Source organism: Thermobrachium celere DSM 8682 (assembly GCF_000430995.1).
Classification (GTDB): Bacteria; Bacillota; Clostridia; order Clostridiales; family Caloramatoraceae; genus Thermobrachium; species Thermobrachium celere.
Genome location: NZ_HF952018.1, coordinates 371,723 through 396,640 on the forward strand (window position 1 = coordinate 371,723; position 24,918 = coordinate 396,640).

Consider the following 24,918-nt stretch of genomic DNA (forward strand, 5'->3'; position numbering starts at 1 on the left):
TAAAACGGAGGGGGATAATATGAAAATAGTTGGAATAGATTTAAAACCATTAGAGGTTTCTTTAGAAAAGCCCTTTAAAACAGCCTTAAGAGAAGTAACTAATCTAAAAACATATATTGTCGAACTTTATACAGATGACGGAAGTGTAGGATACGGTGAGGCTGCTTCAACTCCTGTTATAACAGGTGACTTAGAAGGAAATATAAAGGATGCTATATTAAATTACATATTCCCTGCTATAAAGGGCATGGAAATAGAAGAAATAGAAAATATCATGAATAAAATAAATAAGTGCATTATAAAGAACACAAGTGCAAAGGCAGCAGTTGATATGGCTGTTTATGATTTGTTTGCAAAGATGTGTAATAAGCCTTTATATGTACTGTTAGGAGGAGCAAGGGAAGAAATAGAAACAGACATTACAGTAAGTGTAAAGGATCCATATGATATGGCAAGAGATGCAAAGGAATATGTAGATAGAGGCTTTAATACACTAAAGATAAAAGTAGGTATAGATAGTGAACTTGATATAAAAAGAGTAAAAACAATAAGAGATGCTATTCCAAAGGAAGTTAAAATTAGGCTTGATGCAAATCAAGGATGGAATGCTAAAGAGGCAGTTAGAACAATAAAAAGAATGGAGGACATGGGGTTAGATATAGAACTTATTGAGCAGCCCGTTCCTTACTATGACATAGAGGGGTTAAAATATGTAACAGATAATACTTATATTCCAATAATGGCAGATGAGTCACTGTTTTCAATACAGGATGCTGTAAAACTTTTATCAATTAGAGCCTGTGACATAATAAATATAAAGCTTATGAAGTGTGGAGGCCTATATAATGCTCAAAAGATAATATCAATTGCTGAGGCCTTTGGAGTAGAGTGTATGATAGGAAGTATGATGGAAAGTGGTGTAGGTATATCATTTGCGGCATCTCTTGCGTGTGGAAGGCTTGGAATTAAGAAATTTGATTTAGATGCAGCTCTACTTCTTAAAGAAAATAAGGTAGATGGCGGAATAATTTATGAGAAAAACAAAATTAAAATATCAAAGGATATTGGAGTAGGAATAAAAGGAATAAGATACTAAAACTTGAGGTGAATTTGGTGAATAGTATAAAAATTATCCCAAGAAAATTAAAAGGAGTAGTAGATATACCTCCTTCTAAGAGTATAAGCCATAGGGCTATTATATGTGCTGGACTTTCAGAAGGAAAAAGTATTATTGAAAATATGATATTTTCTGATGATATATCTGCAACAATTGAAGGAATTAAGTCCTTTGGAGTAGATTTGGAATTTAAAAAGGCAAAAGAAACATATGATGTTTTAGTAAATGGCAAAGGAAAAGTTGATTTAATAAACGATATAATTGATTGTAGAGAATCTGGCTCTACATTGAGGTTTCTAATTCCTATTGCCCTTATGCAGAATAAGGAGGTTACTTTTGTAGGTAGAGGCAAGCTTTGTGAAAGGCCACTTGATGTATATTATAAATTATTTAAACAAAAAGGAATAGAATTCAGAAATGAAAATGGAAGGCTTCCACTTAAGGTTAAAGGTCCTATTATGAGTGGTACATATGAGGTTGAAGGAAATATTAGTTCACAATTTATAACAGGACTTTTATTTGTCCTTCCTCTATTAGATGGAGATTCAAAAATAATTATAACAACTAATCTTGAATCAAAGGGATATGTTGATTTAACATTGGATGTTCTTAAAAGTTTTGGTATAGAGATTGTAAATGATAATTACAGACAGTTTTTAATAAAAGGAAATCAAAGATATAAAGCTACTCATTTTAAGGTTGAGGGCGATTATTCACAGGCAGCCTTTTGGCTTACTGCAGGAGTGCTTGGAGAAGAGGTTGTATGTAGAAATTTAAATTTAAATTCACTTCAAGGAGATAGAGTTATTATAGATATTATAAAAGCAATGGGTGGAAATATTACAATAGAAGGCCAATCTTTAATATCTAATACTTCAAATTCAAAAGGAATAGTTGTTGATGTATCTCAATGCCCAGATTTAACACCAATAATTACTGTACTTGCAGCATTAAGCAATGGAACTACAAGGATTGTAAATGCCAGAAGGCTAAGAATTAAAGAATCAGATAGATTAAAGGCTATTGCAACAGAACTAAATAAGTTAGGTGCTGAAGTTTTAGAATTTGAGGATGGCCTTGTTATAAATGGTAAAGAAATGCTAGATGGTGGAGTTGTAGATAGTTGGAATGATCACAGAATAGCAATGGCCTTAGCTATTGCCTCAATCAGATGTAAAAAACCAGTTATTATTCAAAACTATGACTGTGTAAAAAAATCCTATCCTAACTTCTTTGAGCATTTTAAAGAGTTAGGCGGTGAAGTTTATGAGTAGTACTTGGGGGAAAAATATAAAGATTTCTCTATTTGGAGAATCCCATGGAGAAGCAGTGGGAGTTGTAATTGATGGACTTCCAGCAGGGGTTGAATTAGATTATGATTTTATAAGAGAAGAAATGAAAAGAAGGGCACCAGGAAGAAGCTCTATTTCAACTCCAAGAAAGGAAGATGACGAAGTAAACATAATAAGTGGAGTATTTAACGGAAGGACAACAGGAACGCCTTTATGCTGTGTTATTAAAAATAAAAATAAAATATCTAAGGACTATGAAAAAATAAGATACGTATTAAGACCAGGTCATGCGGATTATACAGGATACATTAAATATAGGGGATATAATGATTATAGAGGTGGAGGACATTTTTCAGGAAGACTTACAGCACCTCTTGTTTTTGCAGGAGCAGTAGCAAAAATTATTTTAAGTAAAAAGAATATTTTTATAGGAGCACATATAAAGAGTATAAAGAATATACAGGATTTGGGATTTGATTTTTGTAACGTTGATGAAGGTACGTTAATTAAGTTAAGGCAGATGGATTTTCCTGTTCTAAATGATTGTATAGAAGATGAGATGAAAAGGGTAATAAAAGAGGCAAAAGAAGATGGGGATTCAGTAGGTGGAGTTATAGAGGTTGCTGTTATAAATGTTGAGGAAGGATTAGGTTCCCCCTTCTTTGATTCTATAGAGAGTAGGCTGTCACATCTTTTATTTTCAATACCTGCAGTTAAGGGAGTAGAGTTTGGAGAGGGATTTAATATTACAAATATGTTGGGCTCTGATGCAAACGATGAGTTTTATATAGAAAATGGTAAAATAAAGACAAGGACAAATTATAATGGTGGTATTTTAGGAGGCATATCAAATGGTATGCCAATAATATTTAGAGTTGCCATAAAGCCCACGCCTTCTATTTTAAAGAGACAGAAAACAGTTAATATAAGTCTAATGGAAGAAGTTGAATTACAGGTGGAAGGAAGGCATGATGCATGTATTGTGCCTCGTGCTGTTCCTGTAGTTGAAGCTGTAACTTCTATAGGAATATTAGATATGCTGATTGAGAGGGAAGGATATTCATGGATAAAATAAAAAATATTTATGGACTTATAGGAGAAAAGCTATCGCATAGTTTTTCTCCATTTATTCATAATGAGATTTTAAAGAGAGTAGGTTTAGCTGGTGAATATAATTTATATGAGGTTGATAGAGAAAATCTTAAGAGTAAAATATTAAATCTAAAAAAGTATGTTAAAGGATTAAATGTAACAATACCATATAAGGTTGATGTAATAGATTTTTTAGATGAAGTTTCTGATGAAGTTAAAAAAATTGGTGCTGTTAATACTATTTCTTTTTTAGATGAATTAATAATAGGATATAACACAGATTATTTTGGTTTTGGTATAATGCTTGACATAAATAAAATAGATGTAAAGAATAAAAAGGCTGTAATACTTGGCACAGGTGGTGCAGCAAAGTCGGTAGTACATTATTTAATTGATAATGAAATTTCAGATGTTATTTTAGTAAGTAGGGATAAAGTCTTTGCACAAGAAAAATTTAAAGAAATAAAATGTATAGACTACGATGAATTAGATAAAGTAAGAAGCTATGATTTAATAATAAATTGTACGCCTTGTGGAATGTATCCAAATATTGATGTATCTCCAGTCAATAAAGATATATTAACTAACTTTAGTATAGCAATTGATCTTATTTATAATCCTAGAAAGACACTATATTTAAAATGGGCAGAAGAGCTAGGATTAATTTCAATAAATGGACTTTATATGTTAATTGCTCAGGCGGTAAAATCTCAGGAGATTTGGAACAGTATTAATATAGATTTTAAAGTTATTGATGATATTTATGATATTATTTCAAAAGAACAATAATTATGAAAAAATAAGCAAGTTTAAGAAATACTGATGCCACTAACAACAAATCTAATTGATAGTTGTTGGTGGTATTATTTTGTTTTAATAAAAATGAAATATTCATAATATAAACTTGCATATTTAAAATCCCAGTAATAAAATTATTTTGATAATCAAAAAAATATTTGTGCACAATACTTGATTTTATGCATATAATTAAATAATATATAATTGAAAGTTGAAGTTGAAAAATGAAACTATCGTATTTTTAAATTGCAAATGTATGGAGGTAGTAAAATGTATAAGATAATTGAGAAAAATTTTTTAGCAGAAAATATAGTTATGTTTAAGATAAAGGCACCAATGGTTGCAAAATCTGCAAAACCAGGACAGTTTGTTATAGTTAGAATAGATGAAAAGGGAGAGAGAATACCCCTTACAATATGTGATTATGACAGGAGTTTAGGAACTGTATCTATTGTTGTACAGGTAGTAGGAGCTTCAACTTGTAAAATGGCAAAGTTAAATCAGGGAGATTATATACTTGATTTTGCAGGTCCACTTGGAAATGCTTCAGAGTTTGTAAATTTAAATGAAGAAGAGCTGAAAAATAAAAAATATCTATTTGTAGCAGGAGGAGTAGGTGCAGCTCCTATTTATCCTCAAGTAAAATATTTAAGACAATTGGGAGTTTACTGTGATGTTATAATTGGAGCAAGAAGTAAGGAGCTAGTTATATTAAAGGAGGATATTGAAAAGTTAGGATGTAGAGTTTACATTAGTACAGACGATGGAAGTCTTGGTATAAGAGGAAGAGTTACAGATCTTGTTAAAAAGTTAGTTGAAGAAGGTAATACATATGATGAGGTTGTAGCAATAGGTCCTGTTGTTATGATGAAGTTTGTTTCTATGCTTACAAAGGAATTAAACATTAAAACTACAGTAAGTTTAAACTCTATTATGGTTGATGGAACAGGTATGTGTGGTGCCTGCAGGGTGACAGTTGGAGGACAGACTAAATTTACTTGTACAGATGGTCCGGAGTTTGATGGGCATCTTGTGGATTATGATGAAGTAATAAAGAGACAGAATATGTTTAGAGATGAAGAAGTAAGAAGAATGCATCATACAAGCGAATGTAGTTGTTTTTAGTGGAGGTGGATTATGAGGGTTCCTGTTAAAGAACTTAAGGTGGAGGAAAGAATAAAATGTTTTGATGAAGTGTGTTTAGGTTATAGTGAAGAGGAAGCAGTTTTGGAGGCTTCAAGGTGTTTAAATTGTAAAAGTGCTAATTGTGTTAAAAAATGTCCTGTAGGTGTTGATATACCAAAGTTTATTGAATATATAAAGAAAAGGGAGTTTGAAAAGGCAGCAGAAATAATATTTAAATATAACAGTCTTCCTTCAATATGTGGTAGAGTTTGTCCACAGGAAATACAGTGTGAGGGTGGTTGTGTACTTGGTAAAAAGGGCGAAGCTGTTGCAATAGGTAAGTTAGAGAGGTTTATAGGAGATTATGTATTAAACAATGATATTGATGTATTTAAAAAAGAACCCAAAAAAAATAAAAAGGTTGCTGTTGTAGGGAGTGGACCAGCAGGTCTTTCATGTGCATCCACCCTTGCAATTTTAGGGTATGATGTAACGATATTTGAAGCACTTCATGAGGCTGGTGGAGTATTAGTTTATGGAATACCAGAGTTTAGACTTCCTAAAGAAAAAATAGTAAAGAAGGAAATAGAAAATTTACTTAAACTAGGTGTTGAAATAAAGACAAATGTTATAGTAGGTAGAACCGTTACATTAAATCAACTATTTGATGAGCTAGGATATGAAGCTGTATTCATTGGAACAGGTGCAGGGCTTCCAAAATTTATGGGTATAAAAGGTGAAAATGCTAATGGAGTTTACTCTGCAAATGAGTTTTTAACAAGAGCAAATTTAATGAGGGCCTTTTTAGATGAATATGATACTCCTCTTAAAATTGGTAAAAGGGTTGCTGTGATAGGCGGCGGAAATGTTGCAATGGATGCAGCAAGGACAGCTGTAAGACTAGGTGCTGAAGTTCATATTATATACAGAAGAACTGAAGATGAGATGCCAGCAAGGTTAGAGGAAATACATCATGCAAAGGAAGAAGGAGTAATTTTTGATGTTTTGACAAATCCAGTTGAGATACTAGCGGATGAAAATGGATGGGTAAAGGGAATGGTTTTAAGAAAAATGGAGCTTAAAGGTGTAGATGAAAGCGGTAGAAGAATACCAGTTGAGGTTGAAGGTTCAGACTATGTTGAAGAATTTGATACAGTTATTATGGCAATAGGAACAGTACCTAATCCTATAATTAGCTATACAACTAGTGAGATTAAGATAAATAACAAAAGATGCATAGTTGTGGAGGAGGATACAGGCAAGACAACAATGGAAGGTGTTTATGCCGGAGGGGATGCAGTAACAGGTGCAGCCACAGTAATACTTGCAATGGGAGCAGGCAAAAGAGCAGCGTATGCAATTGATCATTATTTAAGTAATAATAACAACTAAAATTATATTTTATAAAAACCTCCTAGATGGACTTTAGTCCAACTAGGAGGTTTTTTATAAGAATATTTACCAAATAATGCTACAAAGAGTAATGCTTATTTGTTAAAACAATGTAATAGGTAATTATAATAGAAAATCATTATTTATTACAACTATCTATTTAACAAACATAGTATAAATATTTTATACTTAACTTAGAACATTTAAAAAGGGGGATTAAAATGGGAGACAAAAAATTAATTATTATCAATGGACTTATTGTAGGATTTTTATCAGCTCTGCTTGTTAAATTTGGTAATCCTATCAATATGGGTATCTGTGTAGCATGTTTTATTAGGGATACTGTAGGAGGTTTAGGATTACATAGAGCTGAACTTGTACAGTATGTTAGACCTGAAATAATAGGAATTGTACTTGGAGCCTTTTTAATGTCCTATGGTAAAAGAGATTTTCAGACAAGAGGAGGTTCATCTCCGCTAACAAGGTTTGTTTTAGGATTTATAGTTATGATTGGAGCATTGATGTTTTTAGGATGTCCTCTAAGAATGGTTTTAAGACTTGCTGGTGGAGATTTAAATGCATTGTTTGGAATAGTAGGATTTGCCTTTGGAATTTTTATAGGTATTAAGTTTCTAAATAAGGGATTTACATTAAAGAGAACATATAATTTAAACAAGGCAGAAGGATATATATTCCCAATTATAAATTTAATTTTACTTGTATTATTGATTTCAGGTTCAACACTTCTTATATTCAGCCAAAAAGGACCAGGTTCACAACATGCTCCAATATTATTAGCCCTTTTAGTTGGTTTAGTTGTAGGTGCCTTTGCACAAAGAACAAGACTTTGTATGGTTGGTGGAATTAGAGATTTAATCTTATTTAAGGATTGGTATTTGTTATCTGGCTTTATAGCAATATTTATAGCAGCTCTACTAGGTAACATAGCATTTGGTGTGTTTAATTTAGGTTTTGTAAAGCAGCCAGTTGCACATACAGATGGACTTTGGAACTTTTTAGGTATGGCTCTTGCGGGTTTTGGTTCTGTGTTACTTGGAGGATGTCCAATGAGACAATTGATACTAGCAGGAGAAGGAAATATAGACTCTGTAATTTCTATTTTAGGTATGGCAACAGGAGCAGCCTTTGCACATAATTTTAAGCTTGCTTCAAGTCCACAGGGACCAACTGTTAATGGGAAAATAGCAGTTATTATTGGTTTTATAGTTGTTGCTTTAATTGGATATTTTAATATAGAAAAGAATTTAACTTTTAAGGTGAAGGGGGATGTCAAGGTTGAAGGCTAATGTGGTTGATGCAAGAGGAAGAGCATGTCCAGAACCAGTTTTATTAACGAAAAAGGCACTGGAAGTTTATAAAGAAGGTGTTGACGTAGTAGTTGACAATGTAACTGCTAGAGAAAATATAAAAAGGTTTGCTAAAAATTCAGGATACAATGTTGATGTTAAAGAAGAAAATGGGGATATAATATTAATAATAAGAAAAGAGTGATGATATGTATATAGTAACTTTTCATACACAGTCGGCAGCATTTATGTATAAAAGGCTTCTAGAACAAAATGGTATAAAAGTTGAGCTTATGCCAACACCAAGAAAAATAAGCTCAAGCTGTGGGATATCAGCAAGAATATTTGAAGAAAGTGCAATGAAATATGTTATAGATGATTTAGATGCAATATATGATGAAGAGTTTAATTTAATATTTAAAAATGCTTAATAAATTCCATTAACCACACCAAAGGGCTGTGAATAATTTGGAAGTGTTTAGATCTTCTAAATTATTTCACAGCCTATAATATTGAATTACCATAATTTTTGCTGTTATAATAACCTTTGGAACTTTTTATGGAGGTGTTAAAATGTACAGCTATAAACCAATAAGCGTATGTGCTGATGAAATTTTATTTGATATAAAAGATAATAAAATAACTAATGTTGAGTTTGTGGGTGGATGTCCAGGGAATGCCATAGGGATTGCAAGTTTGCTTGAGGGAATGGAAGTAGAAGAGGCTATAAAAAGATTAAAAGGTATAAAGTGTGGTTCTAAAAATACTTCCTGTCCAGATCAATTTGCTAAAGCCCTTGAGGAGATTATAAATAGATAAAAAGCTATTTATTTGCCCATGTAAGTATTTTATGTACTTTTATAACAAATAAAAAACTTACATGGGCTGTTTTCTACGTATAATCAATCATAAAATTTGTGTTATACTTCATAATCTACAACAACACGAGCCTCTCTAACTTTTGATATAAATTCTGCTACTTTTACATGTTCAGGGTGATTTTGGTAGGATTCTAGATCACTGTAGTTTTCAAACTCTGAAATTAAAACTACATCGTAAGCCTGAGGATCATTAAATGAGTTGATTCCAATTTCAATGTATTTAATTTCCTTTATCTTATCTTTTAAACCTTCAACACTTTCCTTTATTATTCTAGCATTTTCTAATTTATTTTTTCCTTCTGCAAAATCTTTAAGTTTCCACATAACGATATGTTTAATCATATTAATCCCCCCCTAAAAATATATCTAATTTTATTATATTTACTTGCACATAAATTAGAAAGAGTAATATAATAGTAGTAGATATTTAGAAAATTGTCTAAATATCTAAGGAGGTGAAAGTATGAATTTACCATTTAAGGCCTTAGCAGATCCAACAAGAAGAAAAATTATAATGCTTTTAAAGGAGAGGGATTTAACAGCGGGAGAGATTGCAGAACACTTTAATATGACAAAGCCTAGTATCTCCCATCACCTTAGCATACTCAAGCAGGCAGATTTGGTTTCTGATGAAAGAAAGGGCCAAAATATATATTATTCTTTAAATACAACTGTTTTTCAAGAACTCATAAACTGGTTTTTTGAAATCATAGATTATAATGAAGGGGTGAAGAATAATGAGGATAAGTGATAGGATAAAAAAAGATTGGCCAATATTATCTTTAATGTTGTTTGTTTTTATTATAAGCATTGTTTTATATCCTTACTTACCAGATAAAGTACCAAGTCACTGGAATATAAAAGGTGAAGTTGATGCCTATTCAGGTAAATTGTTTGGAGTACTTGGGTTAAATTTAATAAATATAGGAGTTTACTTTATGTTTTTAATACTTCCAAATTTGGATCCTAGAAAGGAGAATTATGCAAAATTCTCATCAGCCTATAACATAATAAGATATGTTTTTCATGTATTCTTTGTTTTAATGCAAATAATGATTTTAATGGCTGCTTTGGGATATAGAGTTGATGTAGGCTTTGTTGTTACTCTTTCAACTGGAATAATGTTTATACTGTTTGGAAATGTTATGGGTAAAATAAAACACAATTACTTTGTAGGAATAAGGACACCATGGACATTGGCAGATGAAGGAGTATGGGTTAAGACCCATAGATTTGCAGCACCACTTTGGGTAATGTCAGGTTTTATAATGCTTGCAGTATCCTTTATTGGTGGAATGACTGCTTTTGTTGTTCTTATGTTTGTAGTTTTTATAATTTCAGTAGTACCAATTATATATAGCTATATGATATATAAAAATATCAAAAACTAGTGATTATTTTATCTAAGAATAAAAAAAGCCTCATGAATGCATTTTAAGGCATCATGGGGCTTAATTGTTGTAATAAAGCTTTTAATTCTTTATTTCTATTCCACCTAAAATGGCAGTGCATTTAATGTATAGTGTTTTTGTATATTCATAAGGTGTATTAGTCTTATTCTCCCAGCCTCCAAGTATAGGGATGCCGGTTACAACTACTCTCCAGTCCCTTGGCAATTTTATTTCTATTCCACCCATAATTGCTGTTAGAATAAGCTGTGCAGATTCAATTTGCATATTGCATTGTGATAAGTCTACTTCTGCACCACCCATAATAGCTGTTATACTTCCACCTCTAAAATCATTTGATACATTAACAGTATCAAGGGATGAAAGTATTGCAAAGTAATCTAGGTATCTATCCTCTCTATAGTTGTTTTTTTTTGAAGTAACATTTTGAGTAAATATAAGTGATATTCCAATTATGATCAATATTGTAGGCCATAGGTATTGTTTAAACTGTCCAGGTAGCAGGTCTAGATGCCAAAGTTGTACTATTAATCCAATTATTACAAAAGAAAGACCAGCTGATGTAATCCTTCTTTGTTCTATGCAGATGTATATACCATAAATTGCAATTAGCGATGGCCAGTATACTTTAATTAAAGAATTGAAATCAATAAGTTTCATTTGAGATAAAATCAATAAAATACCCATAATTATAAGTATTAGACCCATTTTCCTTCTACCATTCATTTTTCTCCACCCCCTTTATTTAATATTATACTATAGAATTAAAATAATTAGTTACAAACTTTGTAAAAAATTATTTGTAATAAAAATGAAATATTTCAATAAATGGACAAACCATATAAATTTATATATAATATTACTTAGAAATTCTAAAACATGAGGTGTGAGTATGATACCTACAGTTTCAAATGTTCAATTTACTAGCAATTTAAGGTATTTAGGAAATGCATCTCAGGATTTTTTAAATATAGAGCTTGTATTAAAGGTATCTAAATCTTTAGAAGTGGCAGTAGAAGAGTTTATAATGACATATGACCCAAAGAAGTTTTACAGAGGGATACAGGGGATATCCACTAAGACTATTGGACTTAATATTAATACATATGCATAAGTGGATTTTATTTATATCACCTTATATATTAAATAAAATAGTTTGTGAAAAAAGCCCCATGAATTGATTTTGCAGCATAAAATAGGCTTAAAATCAATCATGGGGTTTTATATTTGTTTTAGACTATTGATTGTTTTTTAAATTGGTTGATTTTCTTAATAAAATACCTCCAATTATAAAAAGAATAATTACACTGAAGACTCCATTTTTGGTTTCACCAGTAAGTTGAGCAACAAGTCCTACTAAAAATGGTCCCATTATTGCTGCAAACTTTCCAAATATGTTGTAAAAACCAAAAAATTCATTAGAATTCTCTTTAGGTACGAGTTTGCCAAAATAGGATCGGCTTAAGGCTTGAATTCCACCTTGAGATGTTCCAACAAGCATAGCTAATATCCAAAAGTCTAAGGCTGTTTTTAAGAAGTAGGCATATATACAAATTATTGTGTATATTATTATTGCAACGTATAGCATTGTTTTAGTTGAATATTTTTCAGAAAGCCTTCCATATAGTATTGCAAATGGGAAAGCAACAAATTGTGTAAGAAGAAGTATGATTAGAAGACTTGTGGCACTTATACCTAAGTCTGAACCGTAGGATGTTGACATTTTTATAATTGTATCAACTCCATCGATGTAGAAGAAATATGCTATTAAGAATATAAAAAGTGATTTGTGCTGTTTTATGTTTTTAAAAGTCTTATAAATTCTTTTAAAACTTGATGTTACAGGATTTTTTTCTGGTTCTATATAGTATTTTTGCTTAACGTTTTTGATCATAGGAATTGTAAATATGCCCCACCAAATTGCAGTTATAATGAAAGATATCTTTGATGCTGTGTAAACGCTAATAGGTATTTTATTAAATTGGGCTAGTATAACAATTATCATACATACTATAAAAGGAATTGTACTTCCTATATATCCTAGAGCATATCCCATTGTAGATACTCTATCCATTCGTTCTTCGCTTGTTACATCAACTAAAAAGGCATCGTAAAATATATTAGATCCTGAGAAACCTATTACAGTTAAAATATAAACAAACAGAAGTAATGGCCATGCACTGCTATTGGGCACAGAAAGTAGTGCAGTGGATATAATTCCTATCAAAAAGAATGATATAAAGAATTTCTTCTTATATCCTTTATAGTCTGCTATAGTTCCAAGAATTGGAGCTAATAGGGCAACAATAAAGGTAGCTATTGAATTTGCATATCCCCAATAGGCTGTTGAGGTTGATTTGTCAATAAGGGCAGAATCTGTTAGCATTTTAAAATAAAGAGGAAGTATAGTTGTTGTAACTGTCATTGAATAGGCTGAGTTTGCCCAATCATATAGAGCCCAGCTTTTCTCTTCTTTATTAAGTTTCATAAACCTACCCCATTTCATTTAATATTTAATAAATTTTCTAATATACCTTTTATTTGAGTTATTTTAATACTTTTTAAATCTGTTTTTGATGTATTTTTATCAAACACACAAAATAAAGTTTTATGCTTGTGTGGTAATTGCCCATGTACAGCTTTGTATTTTGAAATTGCAATATAGTTTTCAATATATTTATCCGTAAAACAATATCCAAAGGAGGGTTCTAGCATAAACAGTGCTCTCTTGTCAAATCCTAATTTAGTTGAATTATCTTGGGTGAATATATATTCAATTGAGTCGGTATATTTTTTAAATTCCTCTAGAGCATAAAAAATCTTATTTTTTATACTACTTGAACCCTCCCTTCTTAAATAAATGTAGGCAGAACCATCGCAGGATTTGAAGTATATTTGATTTAATAAACCATTATCTTTAAAGTATGAGTTAATTGATATTGTGCTATGAACATCTAGGCTTCCATGATCACCTAAAATTGCTATTTTGTACTCTAAATCTTGAGCACATTCAAATATTCTTTTTAATCTTTCTTCATGTCTTAAAAGAGCTTCTTTTACTTGTGTTGACTTGGTACCATAAATATGCTTTTGGGTATCAAGATCAGTAAAATGTACAAACATTAAATCGGGTTTTTTATTTTTAAGTGTGTATAATGTGCATTCTGTAACAAAATCATCAAGGTTAGGTTGTTTTATACCGTCTAAAAGATAGCTAAAGCTTCTAAAGAGCTTTAATTGATATAGTTTGCTTCCTGCAAATAATGAAACAATTATCTGGTTTTGCCAAGGCCTGTTTGCAAATATTTCAGGCATGTTATAGTCAATTTTCGCTTCACCTGTTGTTGGCCAAAGAAGTGCACATGTTGTAAGTCCATTTTGTTTTGCTATGTCGTATAGTGTATCGCACTTTATGTCACTTCTATACCAAAACCAATCTGGAGAACTTCGATTTGGCTGTATTTTTGTATTGTTTACAATTCCATGTTCATTTGGCATTTTGCCTGTTATTATGCTTGCATGGTTTGGGTATGTAAGTGTAGGATAGACAGGTTCAACATCAAGGGAGTATACTGAATTATTTAATATATGTTTAAATGTTGGTAAATTATATATTTGATTTAAATCATCCTTGCATAGAGCATCAAATGAAATAATTATAAGCTTTTTATTCAAATTTAACACCTCTTATCCATTATAGTACAAATATATTAAATAAAATAGAAAATATTTCGAAAATATATGTTAAAACTGAAAATATATGAATAGAAAAAAATAATAAATTGCATTTAAAAAAGCAATAGTGCCTATTTTACTTAATTACTAGATGAATTTTTTGTACGTTTGTAATATTAATGTAAAGAATATTAAAAATATTGCAAAAAATTAATTGTAAAAATTCATTTATTATGATAGTATTTAAGTATAAAAATTCAAAATTAAATTAGGGGGGAATAAAATGGCTCAATTTGTTGACTTTCTAAACAGTCTAGTTTGGAGTAAAGCACTTATCTATCTCTGCTTATTGGTTGGACTTTATTTTTCAATCAGAATGAGGTTCTTCCAGGTAAGACATATCAAAGATATGGTCAAGCTATTATTTGGTGGAAAAGATTCAGAGCAAGGTGTAACTTCCTTCCAAGCATTTGCAATGGCAGTTGCAGGACGTGTTGGTATAGGTAATATTGCAGGAGTTGCTACAGCAATTGCAATGGGTGGTCCTGGTGCAATTTTCTGGATGTGGGCAATAGCATTCTTAGGTGCAGGTTCAGCATACGTTGAATCAGTTCTTGCACAAATGTATAAGGAAGAGAGAGATGGACAGTACAGAGGAGGTCCAGCTTACTATATTGAAAAGGGACTTGGAATGAGATGGTATGGAGTACTATTTGCAGCATCAACTGTTTTGGCATGTGGTGTATTACTTCCAGGAGTTCAAGCATACAACATTGGTGAAAGTATAAACAATGCCTTTGGAGTAAATCCAGCTGTTACTGGTGGATTTGTAGTTGCACTACTTGGACTTATTATATTTGGTGGAGTTAAGAGAATTGGTAAGGCAGCAGAATTAATGGTACCATTTATGGCAATTGGATATATAGTAGTTGCATTAATTATAATAATCGTAAATATTAAGGCTCTTCCAGGAGTTATTGCTTTAATATTTAAGAATGCATTTGGACTTGATGCAGCATTTGGTGGTCTTTTAGGATCAGCTATCTCATGGGGAGTAAAGAGAGGAGTTTATTCAAACGAAGCAGGTCAAGGAACAGGACCTATGGCAGCTGCGGCAGCAGAAGTTTCCCACCCAGCAAAGCAAGGTTTAGTTCAAGCATTTTCAGTTTATGTTGACACATTATTTGTATGTTCAGCTACAGCATTTATGATTTTAATTACAGGAAAGTATAATGTTCATAAGCCAGGTGGAGGATTCTACGTAGAAAATCTTCCAGGTGTTCAATATGGACCAAAGTTTACACAATTAGCAGTTGAAACTTTAATTCCATCCTTTGGTGCAGCATTTGTTGCTATAGCTCTATTCTTCTTTGCATTCTCAACATTAATGGCATACTACTATTATTCAGAAACAAGCCTTGCATACCTAATAAATAATGAAAAATTAAGAAAGGTATTAATTAATATATTAAGAGTATTACTTCTAGTTTCATCTTTCTATGGAACAATAAGAACTGCTTCATTTGCTTGGGCACTTGGTGACTTAGGAGTAGGTTTAATGGCATGGCTAAATATAATTGCTATTGTTCTACTACAAAAACCAGCCCTTGCAACATTGAAGGATTATGAAGAACAAAAGGCAAAGGGACTAGATCCTGTATTTGATCCAGAAAAGCTTGGTATTGAAAAGGCTGATTACTGGAAGGAAATAAAGAAAAAGTATCAAAAATAAAGGGCATAATTGCCCTTTATTTTTTGTATAACCCAAATTTTAATATATTTGATATTTCCTTCATATCATTTAGTATTTTTTCTTTATTCAATAGGATATTCCCATTTTTATCTTTATTTTGTTTAATGTAGTTATTTGCATATCCTTCAAATACCCAAGATATAATTTGAACAGCATTTTTAATGTTAATTTCATCTTTTAAATTTGAAAAATCAATGTTTTTAAAGATAGCGTCATACCCAAATCTTTGATATTCCATAAGGATTGGTGTAAGCTCTGAGGTAAGTTCCTTTGGAGTATCCAAAAACGCATCAGTTAGCATTTTAAATATACTTGGATACTTCTCCATAAGATTAAACTTAACTATATTCCACTTTATAATTCTTTCGAATATATCTGTTTCGCTATAGTCTGCAATCTTAAAAAATTCTTCATACAAAAGGGGTATAGCGTATTTAATAGTTTCAATATATAATCCTTTTTTGCTTTTAAAGTAGTGAAAAAGTATGCCTTTAGAAATACCAGCAGCCTCTACAATTTTATTTGTAGAGGCATTTTTATACCCTTCCTTTGCAAACTCTTCAATTGCTGCAATTAATATCTTTTCTTTTTTATCTTCTGAATAGTTAGTTCTTTTTTTCAATTTATTCACCTCTAAATGTGTTATTCATTTTGAAGTTTAAGTATATCCACCATTGAAATTTTAAATATTCTCTTTCTAGATATATATTTTGAAACTAAAAGCACAGTGTATATTATAGCAAATCCAAATAAAGAATAAATAGGATTGATCTCAATTGGTATAGCTAAATTAATATCCTTTAAAGATGTTTTAAGTATTGAATTTAAAAATCCTTTTACAAATGGTATTGATAGGACATATCCTAAAACACTTGGTAATAGCATAAAGGACAGCATGAGTGAATTTATTTCATTTTCATAATATCCTAATACCTTTAGCATTGAAATAGTGTATTTGTTTTCTTCTATGATTAGTGATGTTACTATATATACAACAATTAAGGCAATTATAAATGATAGTATTCCCATGGCTACTAGCATATATTTAACAGGCTCTAAAGCTATGTCGAAGGACTTTAATGTTTCATCTATACTTTCATATTTTAAAATTAATTTACTATCTATATTTAGAGGTTGTTGAGAAAATATACCATTTATGCTGTTCCTCTCTTCATTTATTATTTTATTTAGATCCTCAAGAGGCATATAGATTACATTTCCAGTGTACACATCAACTACATCATCAATTTTTAATTCTAATTCTTGATTGTTAAATAGGTTTATAAGTTCTATATTATTTTTCTTATTTAATTTTTCATATAGTGAATTAGTAATGTAGATTTTATCTACTTTAACTTCTTCTTTACCTTTTTTTAGCTTTAAAGATTTTGTATTTTCTTCAAGTCCATAAACTATTATGTTTTCATTTGAATTTTTATCTTTAAAATAGGCAATTTTAAATCCTTCTTGATTAATACTGTTTTTATTTATATTTTGATTTAAGTAATATACATATTTATAGTTTAATGTGTTTTTAATTGTTTTATTAATAAGGGCATCAATTGAACCCTTAGCAGCAAATCCAACAAGAAGTAGAGTAGATGCGGTAAAAATGCCAAAAATTAAAGTTAAAATCTTTGAAATACCCCTAATGGATTCTCTAATTTTAAATTTTTGATTAAATTTAAGCTTTTCAAGATTAAGGCCTGATAAAAAGGTCAATCTATCCTTAGATATTTTTCCACGAAGTAGTGTAGTAGGTGAATGTTTTAGAAGTGTTTGTGAAGCTGTATAGCTAGCCAATGATAATATAATAATTGATTCCAATAGTCCGTATAAAATAAATTTATATTTCACATCAGATTGTACAGGAATATTAAAATAAAAAACATAATAGTTAGTCAAAGGTTTTTGTAATGTAATGGTAAATAGTGTTGCAAGAATAGATCCTATTATAGATATTATTAGTGGATAGAATAGGTAGTGTTTTTGTATTTCTAATTTAGTATAACCTAGAGCATATAATGTTCCTATTTCTTTTATTTCAAGTTTTATTATTCTTCTTAATAATATAAATAGGAGTATAAAGGTTAGTGTAAAGAATAATAAAGGAATTTTTACAGATAGCTGAGGAAGTTGCTCAATCTTTTTTTTGGCTAATACATACCTAAGATTGTCCTGTATATCCTGCCACATTAATATTTTATAGTTTTCATCAATATATTTTTTAACCTTTTCTACATCTCCTTTAATGCTGTAGAAGTAGGTTAAATTGTTGTATTTTAGAATGTCTTTTGAAGTAATTATAGCAACTCCAAATTTAGTTGGATCAGCCATTAAATCACTTAAGGATTTAGTAGGATAAATATAATCAGGTATTGAAACAAATCCTGAAACCTTGTATTTAAATCCTTCTAATTCAATAAAATCACCAATCTTTATATTGTTTGCTTTAGCATAGGCAGGATTTAGAGCTATTTCTCCTTCTTTAATTAAATTGCCTTCAATCATAAGAGGTATATTTATTTTATTTGTAAGTTCAATAAGTCTAATTGTAGAGGACTTATAACTTACATCTACCTCATGTCTTTTTTCAATTTCTACATTAAATGTATTTTCGATATAATTAATATCCAAATCCTTTAAGGTAAGAAATTTTGCATCTTCAATGTTTGTAGTTCTACTATAATCTGAGGTTGCTTTGTTAAAATTAAAGGCTAAACTACTAAAGATAGTATATAAAGAAATAGATAGTGCGACTAAAAATATAAGTCCTATATATTGAGCTTTATTTAAAGTTATTACACGCTTAATTCTTTTATTTAATATCATTACCATTCAACCTCCTTAGGGGAGATTCTATTAATGTTTTCTTTAATCTCAATAATTTGGCCACTTCTTAGTCTAATTATCCTGTGACACATTGAAGCAATACTAGTATTATGGGTTACAATAAATATTGTTGTCTTGTATATTTGATTGATTTTATCAATTAATTCAAGAACTTCTTTAGATGTTTTATAGTCTAAAGCACCTGTTGGTTCGTCACAAAGAAGTAGCTTAGGGCTCTTTACTATTGCTCTTGCAATGGATACCCTTTGTTGTTCACCACCACTTAACTCTTGAGGGAATTTATCTTTTTTATCTAAAAGTCCCACAGCCTCTAAAACTTCATCTATTTTAAGTGAATTTTTATTTAATTCTGCAGCAACTTCAACATTTTCATAGGCAGTTAAATTAGGTATAAGATTATAGAATTGAAAAACAAATCCAACCTTATCACGTCTATATTTGGTAAGTTCCTTATCTGATAGCGCTGAAAGATTTAAGCCATCAAATATTATTTCTCCAGAAGTTGCTCTATCAAGTCCTCCAAGTAAATTGAGAAGAGTTGATTTTCCAGAACCAGAAGGTCCAACTATTGCTACTATTTCTCCTTCCTTTGCTTCAAAGGATATATTGTTTAATGCTAAAAATATATTTGATCCATTTTTATATTCTTTTGTTACACCTATAAATTGAATAGACATATATATACCTCCTTTGACCATGTGGTCAATATCTTTAATTATATTATAGTCTATATTGACCATGTGGTCAATATGAAGCTCTTTTTATTTTTTTCATCATAATTTAAATATAACCCCCATATTATAGTAATAAAATAAAGGGTATTTGGAGGGTAATATGGATTTTAATCAATTGATAAAGAGCGATAGGGAAAAGAAAAATAAAGAAAAATTTGAAGGTACATTTTTAGATTATTTAGAGATAGTAAAGAATAATCCAGATGTTGCAAAACTAGCACATAAAAGGATGTATGACATAATTGTTAGCAAAGGTTTTGAGGTTTTAAAACCTGAGGAAAACCCAAGAGTAAGAAAAATATATGGAAATGAAGTTATTAAAAGGTACAACTTCTTTAAGGATGAGTTTTTTGGAATTGACAAGGTTTTAATGAAGATAGTTAACTATTTCTATTCTGCTTCTATGAAGGGTGAAGAGTCAAGGCAGGTTTTATATCTAGTTGGTCCTGTAGGTGCTGGAAAATCATCAATTGTTGAGGCATTGAAAAGAGCCCTTGAACAATCTCCTCCAATATATTCATTAAAGGGCTGTCCAATGAGGGAAGAACCACTTCACCTAGTTCCAAATCACCTAAGACCAGAATTTGAGAAAATTCTAGGAGTTCAAATTGAAGGAGATCTTTGTCCGATTTGTAAATATAGACTTATGAATGAATATAACGGTGAATATGAAAAATTCCCAGTAGTTACAACAAATTTCTCAATAAGATCAAGGAAGGGAATAGGTGTTGTTCCTCCAGTTGATCCAAATAACCAAGACACATCCGTATTAACAGGTTCTATAGACATTTCAAAGATGGATTTATATCCAGAGGATGATCCAAGAATACTTTCATTAAATGGAGCCTTCAATGTTGGTAATAGAGGAATAGTTGAATTCATAGAAGTGTTCAAGAATGATGTAGAATATCTTCATACAATAATTACAGCAACACAAGAAAAGTCCATTCCATCTCCTGGAAAGGGGCCTATGATTTACTTTGATGGTATTATAATAGCTCATTCTAATGAGGCTGAATGGAATAAATTTAAATCTGACCATACAAACGAAGCTATACTTGATAGAATTGTTAAGATAGAAGTTCCGTACTGCTTAGAGCTTAACGAAGAGGTTAAGATTTATGAAAAGATATTGAAAAAGAGTAATTTTAAGGCTCATATCGCTCCACATACAATTGAAGTTGCAGCAATGTTTGCAATTCTTTCAAGACTTACTCCTTCAAATAAGGTTGATATTATGACTAAGTTAAAGCTCTATAATGGTGAAGATATATTAGAAAATGGAACAACCAAGAAGATTGATATAAAGGAATTAAAGGAAGAGGCAGGACCAAGAGAAGGTATGACAGGTATTTCAACTAGATTTATTGTTAAGGCAATAGATAATGCTCTATCTAATTCAGAACACAACTGTATAAATCCATTAAGTGTTATGGAAAGTATTCTAAAGTCAATTAAAGAGTTAGATGTAAGTGAAGATGATAAGAAAAAGTATACAGCATATATACAGGATGCAATTAGAAAAGAATACAACAAGATTTTGGAAAAAGAAATTACTAAGGCATTTATACATGGATTTAGAGAACAAGCAGAGAGCCTATTTAACAATTATATAGATAATGCAGAAGCATATGTTAACAAGACAAAGATTAAGGATAAGGCAACAGGTGAGGAATTAAATCCAGATGAGGCATTTATGAGATCCATTGAGGAACAGATTGGTATTTCACCAAACTCAGCAAAGGGATTTAGAACTGATGTAACTTCATATATGTTCTATGTTATGAGGAATGGAGGAAAGATTGATTATACATGTTATGAACCACTTAAGGAGGCAATAGAAAAGAAGCTTATAGCTTCTGTAAAGGATTTAACAAGGATAATAACTAAATCTAAGGTAAGGGATAAGGAGCAGGACGCTAAATACAATGCTATGGTAGAAAAGATGAAGGAGGACGGCTACTGTGACCACTGCTGTGACGTTATATTAAAATATGCAGCAAACAATCTTTGGAAGGACTGATGGATATGGCAATATTTCGTGATATGCATTCAGATCCTGTTGAGCATGATCGTTCAATAGAGGATAGAAGAAGACATAAAAAGCTTGTTGAAAAGGCAATTAAGGATAATCTTGCTGATATTCTTTCAGAAGAGAGTATAATTGGTGAAAGTAAAAATAAGAAGGTTAAGATCCCAATAAGAGGACTTAAGGAATATCAATTTGTATATGGAAAAAACACAAAAGGAGTAGCATCAGGGGATGGGACAGAAAAAAGAGGAGATAGAATAGGAAGTGAGAAGAAGCAGGGAATGGGACAACAAGGAGCAGGCAATCAAGAGGGAGAAGAGATGTATGAACTTGAGATTACAATAGATGACATACTTGATTACCTATTTGAAGATTTAGAGCTACCTGACATGGATAGAAAGAAGACATCTGAAATACTGGTTGAAAGCAGTAGAAAAAGAGATGGATATCAAAAATATGGAATAAGGCCAAGGTTAGCTAAAAAAAGAACTGTTATGGAAAAGATAAAGAGAAAACAGGCAAGAAAAAGGGCCCTAAAGGAGATGAATTTACCTGTAGAAATAGATAGATTCCCATTTGTTGAGGATGACTTAAGGTATTTTAAAATCAAGAAAAAATTTAGACGAGAGAGCAATGCTGCAATTATATGTATTATGGATATCTCAGGTTCAATGGATAATACAAAAAAGTTTATGGCTAGAACCTTCTTCTACGTTCTTTCAAGATTTATTAGAAAGAAATATAAAAATGTACAAGTTGCCTTTATAGCCCACACAACAACTGCAGAGGAGGTAAATGAATATCAATTTTTCCACAGAGTTGAATCTGGAGGTACCTATATTTCTAGTGGTTTAAATAAAGCTTTGGATATTATAAATACAAGATTTAATCCAGAAAGTTGGAATATATATGCCTTCTATGTTAGTGATGGAGACAACTGGAGTGAGGATGATGAGAGAACAATAAAAGCAGCTAAAGAACTCTGCAGGATATGTAACCTGTTTGCCTATGCAGAGGTTATGCCAAATAGTTATAGTATGACAATTAAAGGAAAGCTAACAAAGGAAATAAAGGAGAAAAACTTTATAGCTGTCTCTGTCAGCCATAAAAATGAACTGTGGGATGCCTTAAAAACAATGCTTAAAAAGAAGGAGAAGGGGGGATACTGATGGATTATTCAATAAGAGAGCTAATGGAATGGAATGAAAAGATAGAGAAGATAGCAAGGGATTATGGACTAGATTTTTATGAACAGGAGTTTGAAATTGTAAGTTATGAAGAGATGCTCTCCTATGAAGCATATATAGGTATGCCATCAAGGTACCCCCACTGGAGTTTTGGAAAGGCATATGAAAGGACAAAGACATTATATAGGTACAACTTGACTGGACTTCCCTATGAAATGGTAATAAATTCAAATCCTTGTCTTGCATATTTAATGAAGGATAACACCCTTCTTCTACAAATATTAACAATGGCCCATGTATATGGGCACAATGACTTTTTTAAAAATAATAGGCTCTTTAAGGAAGGAACTAATGCAGACTACACAATAGAAATGTTTAAGAGGCATGCTGATCAAATAAGAGAGTATATAAAAAACCCAGCTATTGGATATGATGAGGTTGAAAAAGTTATAGATGCAGCCCATGCACTAAAACTTCAGGTAAATAGAACAATCTATAAGTGTAAAGGCGAACAAGAACAACAAGAAGGCAAATATAAGCTTCCAGAGGAGGATCTACTGTTATTTATAATTAAATATAGTGATATTGAAGACTATAAAAAAACAATAGTTGAGATGATACGTGAAGAGGCCCTCTATTTTATACCTCAAATTGAAACTAAGATAATGAATGAAGGTTGGGCAAGTTTTTGGCATTATAAGATATTAAATGCTCTAAATCTTCCTCCATCCCTTCACTTTGAATTTATCAAAAGGCATAATGATGTTGTTTCACCACGTGTTGGTGGTCTCAATCCATATTATGTTGGATATAAGATCTTTGAGGATTTAGAGCAAAAATATGGACTTAAAAAGATATTTGAGGTTAGAGAGGTGGATAGAGATAGTTCTTTTATAAGAAGATATTTAACATTGGAACTTTGTCAAGAGATGAACTTGTTTGAATATGTAAAGAGGGATAGTGAGTATATCATAAAGGAAGTATCAGATGAAGAAGGTTGGAAGGAGATTAGAGATACTTTAAGCAACAACTGTGGTATGGGCCTTGTTCCTTATATTCAGGTGGTAGATGTAGAAAGAGATAGGACTCTAATATTAGAGCACGTATTTGATGGACGTGAGTTGCTTTTAGAGTATGCAGAGGCTACCTTAAAGCACTTTGTTGAACTTTGGGGACACCCAGTACTGTTAAAAACACAGTTTTCAGGCAAGGAGTACAAAATATATTGTGATGAGAAAAAATGTATAAAGAGGGGAGTATAAAAAATATTGACAAACTATAAAATTTTAGAGATATAATTTATTAGGAACACAAAAGATGGCTTAGGAGGATAAAATGAAGATTAAGAAAATTCTTAACAATAATACTCTCCTTGTAAATGATAAAGGTGTAGAAAAGATTGTAATAGGTTCTGGAATAGGATTTCAAAAAAGAGTAAATGATATTGTTGATAAAACAAAGATAGAAAAAGTTTTTGTAATGGAAGATAAGAGTGAATATGAAAAATTTGAAGAAATAGTAAAAAGCTATCCTCAGGAATATGTAGATGTCGCAGAAAATATAATCCATTATGCTGAACAAAAGCTAAATGTTGAGCTTAATCCTCATATTTATATAGCATTAACAGATCATTTAGCCTTTGCATTTGAAAGATTAAAAAAGGGAATAGTAGTACAGAACAAGCTTCTAGAAGAAATTAGATCATTATATTTTGATGAGTTTAAGATAGGAATTTGGGCAAAGGATTATATAAAACAAAAATTAAATATTGAAATTCCTGATGATGAGATAGGATTTATTGCACTCCATATCCATACTGCTAAAAATAATTATAGAGATATATCCGTTACTATGGATATAGCCTCAATCATTAAGGATATGACTAAGATAATAGAAGCAAGCTTAAATATAAAAATTGATGAGGCATCTGTTTCATATCAGAGATTAAAGACACACTTTCATTTTGCATTAAAAAGAATTATTAAAAATGAAAGAACCTTTGGAATAGATATGGAGCTGTTTGAAGTTATAAAGAATAAATATTCTAAGGCATATAACATAGCAAAAAATATTCAAAAACACATATACGAAGAGTATGATTATACTATGCCAGATGAAGAACTTGCATATATATCTTTACACATACAGAGAATAATAAATTCTGCTTGACAAGTAAAAAAATATTTTATATTATAAAAATACAATAAAATAATTTAGGGATTGTTACTGGTAATGCAGGCAAGACCCAAAGTAACGGTAGATTTATCTACT

Annotated in this window: 25 protein-coding genes; 18 read left to right on the plus strand and 7 right to left on the minus strand. The window is 30.9% G+C overall.

Translation table 11 applies throughout. The features are described 5' to 3' along the window. The first annotated feature begins 19 nt into the window (after positions 1–19). From TCEL_RS02345 to TCEL_RS02390, 10 genes are all read left to right on the plus strand, one after another. The gene (locus TCEL_RS02345) at positions 20–1,096 is read left to right on the plus strand and encodes a dipeptide epimerase (protein WP_018660731.1); all 1,077 of its coding nucleotides are present in this window, start codon (positions 20–22) and stop codon (positions 1,094–1,096) included. A 17-nt stretch (positions 1,097–1,113) separates the two neighbouring features. Beyond that, the gene (gene aroA, locus TCEL_RS02350) at positions 1,114–2,391 is read left to right on the plus strand and encodes a 3-phosphoshikimate 1-carboxyvinyltransferase (protein ID WP_018660733.1); all 1,278 of its coding nucleotides are present in this window, start codon (positions 1,114–1,116) and stop codon (positions 2,389–2,391) included. Continuing rightward, on the plus strand, positions 2,384–3,484 hold the full coding sequence (aroC, locus tag TCEL_RS02355; RefSeq protein ID WP_018660734.1) for a chorismate synthase: 1,101 nt from the start codon (positions 2,384–2,386) through the stop codon (positions 3,482–3,484). The genes aroA and aroC overlap by 8 nt, the downstream gene beginning before the upstream one ends. Beyond that, the gene (aroE, locus tag TCEL_RS02360) at positions 3,472–4,290 is read left to right on the plus strand and encodes a shikimate dehydrogenase (RefSeq protein WP_018660736.1); all 819 of its coding nucleotides are present in this window, start codon (positions 3,472–3,474) and stop codon (positions 4,288–4,290) included. Before aroC ends, aroE begins: the two co-directional genes overlap by 13 nt. A gap of 279 nt (positions 4,291–4,569) precedes the next feature. Further along, positions 4,570–5,424: a sulfide/dihydroorotate dehydrogenase-like FAD/NAD-binding protein gene (locus TCEL_RS02365; protein ID WP_018660737.1), complete on the plus strand. Its 855-nt coding sequence runs from the start codon at positions 4,570–4,572 to the stop codon at positions 5,422–5,424. Between the two features lie 12 nt (positions 5,425–5,436). Further along, on the plus strand, positions 5,437–6,816 hold the full coding sequence (gltA, locus tag TCEL_RS02370; RefSeq protein WP_018660739.1) for an NADPH-dependent glutamate synthase: 1,380 nt from the start codon (positions 5,437–5,439) through the stop codon (positions 6,814–6,816). Positions 6,817–7,037: 221 nt separating this feature from the next. Beyond that, positions 7,038–8,123, plus strand: a complete 1,086-nt coding sequence (yedE, locus tag TCEL_RS02375) for a YedE family putative selenium transporter (RefSeq protein ID WP_018660740.1) — start codon at positions 7,038–7,040, stop codon at positions 8,121–8,123. Further along, positions 8,113–8,328: a sulfurtransferase TusA family protein gene (locus tag TCEL_RS02380; protein WP_018660742.1), complete on the plus strand. Its 216-nt coding sequence runs from the start codon at positions 8,113–8,115 to the stop codon at positions 8,326–8,328. The genes yedE and TCEL_RS02380 overlap by 11 nt, the downstream gene beginning before the upstream one ends. A 4-nt stretch (positions 8,329–8,332) precedes the next feature. After that, on the plus strand, positions 8,333–8,554 hold the full coding sequence (locus TCEL_RS02385) for a putative Se/S carrier protein (protein ID WP_040683720.1): 222 nt from the start codon (positions 8,333–8,335) through the stop codon (positions 8,552–8,554). Positions 8,555–8,696: 142 nt separating this feature from the next. Continuing rightward, the gene (locus TCEL_RS02390) at positions 8,697–8,942 is read left to right on the plus strand and encodes a TIGR03905 family TSCPD domain-containing protein (protein ID WP_018660746.1); all 246 of its coding nucleotides are present in this window, start codon (positions 8,697–8,699) and stop codon (positions 8,940–8,942) included. Between the two features lie 101 nt (positions 8,943–9,043). On the opposite strand, the gene TCEL_RS02395 is transcribed toward TCEL_RS02390, so the two are convergent. After that, positions 9,044–9,346, minus strand: a complete 303-nt coding sequence (locus tag TCEL_RS02395; protein WP_018660747.1) for a Dabb family protein — start codon at positions 9,344–9,346, stop codon at positions 9,044–9,046. Positions 9,347–9,467: 121 nt separating this feature from the next. On the opposite strand from TCEL_RS02395, the gene TCEL_RS02400 reads away from it, so the two are divergent. Both TCEL_RS02400 and TCEL_RS02405 read left to right on the plus strand, forming a co-directional pair. After that, entirely contained in the window at positions 9,468–9,755 is a 288-nt protein-coding gene (locus TCEL_RS02400) for an autorepressor SdpR family transcription factor (RefSeq protein ID WP_018660751.1), read from the plus strand. Then, positions 9,742–10,395 carry an SdpI family protein gene (locus tag TCEL_RS02405; RefSeq protein ID WP_018660753.1) on the plus strand — a complete coding sequence of 218 codons (654 nt, stop codon included), beginning with the start codon at positions 9,742–9,744 and terminating at the stop codon, positions 10,393–10,395. The genes TCEL_RS02400 and TCEL_RS02405 overlap by 14 nt, the downstream gene beginning before the upstream one ends. An 81-nt stretch (positions 10,396–10,476) precedes the next feature. Here TCEL_RS02405 and TCEL_RS12715 read toward each other — a convergent pair whose 3' ends face one another. Next, complete coding sequence (locus TCEL_RS12715) at positions 10,477–11,139, minus strand: LiaF transmembrane domain-containing protein (RefSeq protein ID WP_018660755.1); 663 nt, start codon at positions 11,137–11,139, stop codon at positions 10,477–10,479. 166 nt (positions 11,140–11,305) lie between these two features. On the opposite strand from TCEL_RS12715, the gene TCEL_RS02415 reads away from it, so the two are divergent. Next, positions 11,306–11,527: a hypothetical protein gene (locus TCEL_RS02415; protein ID WP_018660757.1), complete on the plus strand. Its 222-nt coding sequence runs from the start codon at positions 11,306–11,308 to the stop codon at positions 11,525–11,527. Positions 11,528–11,650: 123 nt separating this feature from the next. Here the strand turns inward: TCEL_RS02415 and TCEL_RS02420 are convergent, their stop codons facing one another. Beyond that, positions 11,651–12,901 (minus strand): MFS transporter, encoded by a 1,251-nt coding sequence (locus TCEL_RS02420; protein WP_018660759.1) that lies wholly within the window; start codon positions 12,899–12,901, stop codon positions 11,651–11,653. A 14-nt stretch (positions 12,902–12,915) separates the two neighbouring features. After that, positions 12,916–14,088, minus strand: coding sequence for an alkaline phosphatase family protein (locus TCEL_RS02425; protein ID WP_018660761.1), 1,173 nt, complete (start codon positions 14,086–14,088; stop codon positions 12,916–12,918). A 283-nt stretch (positions 14,089–14,371) separates the two neighbouring features. On the opposite strand from TCEL_RS02425, the gene TCEL_RS02430 reads away from it, so the two are divergent. Further along, a complete protein-coding gene (locus TCEL_RS02430) occupies positions 14,372–15,820 on the plus strand; it encodes an alanine/glycine:cation symporter family protein (RefSeq protein ID WP_018660763.1) in 1,449 nt (482 codons plus the stop codon). Between the two features lie 16 nt (positions 15,821–15,836). Here the strand turns inward: TCEL_RS02430 and TCEL_RS02435 are convergent, their stop codons facing one another. Genes TCEL_RS02435 through TCEL_RS02445 form a run of 3 tightly spaced genes read right to left on the minus strand, consistent with a single transcriptional unit; the run spans position 15,837 to position 19,371 of the window. Beyond that, positions 15,837–16,463 carry a TetR/AcrR family transcriptional regulator gene (locus TCEL_RS02435; RefSeq protein WP_018660765.1) on the minus strand — a complete coding sequence of 209 codons (627 nt, stop codon included), beginning with the start codon at positions 16,461–16,463 and terminating at the stop codon, positions 15,837–15,839. Between the two features lie 20 nt (positions 16,464–16,483). Beyond that, a complete protein-coding gene (locus TCEL_RS02440; protein ID WP_051150539.1) occupies positions 16,484–18,679 on the minus strand; it encodes an ABC transporter permease in 2,196 nt (731 codons plus the stop codon). Further along, positions 18,673–19,371 (minus strand): ABC transporter ATP-binding protein, encoded by a 699-nt coding sequence (locus tag TCEL_RS02445; protein WP_018660768.1) that lies wholly within the window; start codon positions 19,369–19,371, stop codon positions 18,673–18,675. The genes TCEL_RS02440 and TCEL_RS02445 overlap by 7 nt, the downstream gene beginning before the upstream one ends. A 157-nt stretch (positions 19,372–19,528) precedes the next feature. Here TCEL_RS02445 and TCEL_RS02450 point away from each other — a divergent pair, with 157 nt between their 5' ends. The 4 genes from TCEL_RS02450 to TCEL_RS02465 all read left to right on the plus strand — a co-directional run bounded on the left by TCEL_RS02450 (position 19,529) and on the right by TCEL_RS02465 (position 24,816). Further along, the gene (locus TCEL_RS02450) at positions 19,529–21,451 is read left to right on the plus strand and encodes a PrkA family serine protein kinase (protein WP_018660769.1); all 1,923 of its coding nucleotides are present in this window, start codon (positions 19,529–19,531) and stop codon (positions 21,449–21,451) included. A gap of 5 nt (positions 21,452–21,456) precedes the next feature. Continuing rightward, a complete protein-coding gene (gene yhbH, locus TCEL_RS02455; protein WP_040683855.1) occupies positions 21,457–22,629 on the plus strand; it encodes a sporulation protein YhbH in 1,173 nt (390 codons plus the stop codon). Then, positions 22,629–23,909: a SpoVR family protein gene (locus tag TCEL_RS02460; RefSeq protein ID WP_018660773.1), complete on the plus strand. Its 1,281-nt coding sequence runs from the start codon at positions 22,629–22,631 to the stop codon at positions 23,907–23,909. Before yhbH ends, TCEL_RS02460 begins: the two co-directional genes overlap by 1 nt. 73 nt (positions 23,910–23,982) lie before the next feature. Next, entirely contained in the window at positions 23,983–24,816 is an 834-nt protein-coding gene (locus tag TCEL_RS02465; protein ID WP_018660775.1) for a PRD domain-containing protein, read from the plus strand. Positions 24,817–24,918: the final 102 nt, after the last annotated feature.